This window comes from Pseudomonas sp. A-1, assembly GCF_004801855.1.
Taxonomy (GTDB): Bacteria; Pseudomonadota; Gammaproteobacteria; order Pseudomonadales; family Pseudomonadaceae; genus Geopseudomonas.
Genome location: NZ_SSTC01000180.1, coordinates 1 through 2,647, shown reverse-complemented (window position 1 = coordinate 2,647; position 2,647 = coordinate 1). Strand labels below are relative to the sequence as shown.

At 72.3% G+C, this 2,647-nt stretch carries 3 protein-coding genes; all 3 read right to left on the bottom strand.

Annotation, left to right across the window (positions count from 1 at the left end):
• The coding region (locus tag E5198_RS20850; RefSeq protein ID WP_136491817.1) for an MFS transporter at positions 1 to 1,332 on the bottom strand (1,332 nt) is incomplete at its 3' end.
• A 31-nt stretch (positions 1,333 to 1,363) separates the two neighbouring features.
• The gene (locus E5198_RS20845; protein WP_136491816.1) at positions 1,364 to 1,939 is read right to left on the bottom strand and encodes a cysteine hydrolase family protein; all 576 of its coding nucleotides are present in this window, start codon (positions 1,937 to 1,939) and stop codon (positions 1,364 to 1,366) included.
• Between the two features lie 25 nt (positions 1,940 to 1,964).
• Positions 1,965 to 2,647, bottom strand: a 683-nt coding sequence (locus tag E5198_RS20840) for an SDR family NAD(P)-dependent oxidoreductase (RefSeq protein ID WP_136491815.1), incomplete at its 5' end; no start/stop codon positions are given.

The window sequence follows — 2,647 nt, the reverse complement described above, 5'->3', positions numbered from 1 at the left end:
CGCGGCCGCGCTGCCCGCCGGCGCCAGGCCCAGCCAGCCGGCCAGCTCGGCGCTGCCGGCGGAGGCCGTCAGCACGCCGATCAGCGACACCCCCAGCGCCCCGCCGCCCTGGCGCAGCAGGGTGATCACCGCGGTGCCTTCGCGCAGGCCGCCGGGCACCACCACCTGGGCCATGCCGGTATACAGGCCGGGAATCACCAGCCCCAGGCCGATGCGGCAGAGCACCACCGCCACGGCGATCCACGCCAGCTCGCGGGCCCAGGCCAGCAGCGCGCAGGCCAGGGCGAAGCTGGCCAGCCCGGCCCCCACCACCAGGCGCGCGGACAGGCGGTCGACCACCCGCCCGGCCAGGCTGGTGCTCAGCGCCAGGGCCACGCCGCCGAGCAGCAGGATGTTGCCGGTGGTCAGCGCCGGGATGCCCAGCGCGCCCTGCATGAACACCGGGATCAGGAAGGTGGAGCCGTACATGCCGGCGCCGTAGGCGACGCTGACCAGCGCCGCGGCGCGAAAGCCCGGGCTGGCGAACAGCGCGAAGGGCAGCAGCGCATCCTTGCGAGCGCGCTCGACGCGCCAGAACAGCCAGCCGGTACCCAGCCACAGCAGGCACAGCGCCCCGGCCAGCAGGGCCGAACGCTCCAGCGCCAGCGGCGTGGCGAAGACCAGCGTCACCAGCACGCCGAGCAGGGCGAGGCCCGGCCAGTCGAAGCTGCCGCCCTCCTCCCGCTCCGCTGCGCTGCGCGGCAGGCAGAACCAGCCGAGGCCCAGCGCCAGCAGAGCGGGCGGCACGCCGAGGGAAAAGGTGCTGCGCCAGCCGACGTGATCGACGAACCAGCCGGCGATGGTCGGCCCCAGCGCCGGGGCCAGCACCACGCCGAGGCCGTACAGCGACATGGCCCGCCCCTGGCGCTCCGGCGGCGCCGCCGCCAGCACCAGGAACATCGACAGCGGCTGGATGACCCCGGCACAGGCGCCCTGCAGGCCGCGGGCCAGCAGCATGGAGAGGAAGGAGTCGGAGAAGGTGGCCGCCAGCGAGGCGAGCGCGTAGAGCAGCAGCACGCCGAGGAACACCTGGCGCGCGCCAAAGCGCCGCGACAGCCAGGCGGCCAGCGGCGCGGTGAGCACGGTGGCGCCGAGGAACAGCGAGGAGAACAGCTGCGCCACCCGGTGGCTGACGGCGAACTCCTGCATCATCGGCACGATGGCGATGTTGATGGTGGTCGCCGACATCACCACCGCGAAGGTGCCGACGATCAGCGCGGCAGTGGCGCCGAGGGCCGTGCCCTGCACAGGCGCGCCCTCGGTGCGCAGCGACGGGTTTTCCAGCGTGGTCATTTCCGTATCTCCGCTGGTCCACCCAGCTCTGTCAGTCGAACGCGGCGTCCGAGGTGGTCACCGTGCAGAAGCGGCCGATGCTGGCCACCGAGTTGGCATGCTCCTGGGCCGAAGGCGAAGCACAGCAGTCCTCCAACAGCACCACGTCGAAGTCGCGGTCATGCGCGTCGCGTACTGTAGCCTGCACCACCGCCTGGGTACTCACCCCGCTGCAGTAGATGCGCTCGATGCCCTCGCGCTTGAGCAGCAGCTCCAGCTTGGTCTGGTAGAACGGCGAGACGCGGTGCTTGACGATGTCCCACTCGCCGGCCTGCGGCGCCAGCGCCGCGTGCACCTGGCCGCCCCAGGCGTTCATCTTGAGGATGCCGTTGCGGGCGATCGGGCCGAACACCTGCGAGGCCGGGTTGGCCTCGCGGTGGTCGTCGGAGAAGGCCACGCGCACGAAGGCCACCGGGATGCCCTTGCTGCGCGCCTTGTCGATGGCCGCGGCGGTGCGCGCGATGATCTCGCGCGAGCGCACCTGCTCGCCCAGCGGCGACTTGCCGCTGGCGCCGTCTTCGTGGATCAGGTCGTTCTGCATGTCCAGAACCAGATAGATGCTCTTCATTGTTTCAAGTCTCTGCTGGGTTGAATCAGTCGCACCACAGGGCGCCGTTGATGTCGAGGATTTCGCCGCTGATGAAGCCGGCCTTGTCGGAGAGCAGGAAGGCCACCGCCTCGGCGACCTCCTCGGCGCGACCCATGCGCCCGAGCGGGATCAGCGCGCGCAGGCTCTCGGGGAAGGTCGTGGTCATGTCGGTGGCGATCGGGCCGGGCGCCACCGCGTTGACCCGCACGCCGCGGCTGGCCAGTTCCTTGGCGAGGAACTGGGTCAGGCTGTGCACCGCCGCCTTGGACATGCCGTAGGCCACGTTGCCGGCGCTGGCCTGCTCGGCCGGGTCCAGCCACGGGCGGGCGTTGCCGCCGTTCTTGCCGACCACCGAGCCGATGTTGACGATGGCGCCCCGGCCCCGCCCGGCCATGCGCCGGCCGACCAGCTGGCAGGGAATCAGCGTGCCCTGCACGTTGATGCGCAGCACCCGCTGCAGCTCGGCCTCGTCGAGATCCAGCGCGCTGCCCCTGGAGACCACGCCGGCCACGTTGACCAGCGCGTCGATCTCGCCCAGCTCGCGCTCCACCTCCTCCACCGCCGCCGCCACGGCGGCGCGCGAGGACACGTCGCAGGCGCGGAACCAGGCGCCGGCCGGCAGCGGCGCCGGCTCGCTGAGGTCCAGCGCCGCCACCCGGTAGCCCTGCGCGGCCAGCAGCCGGCACG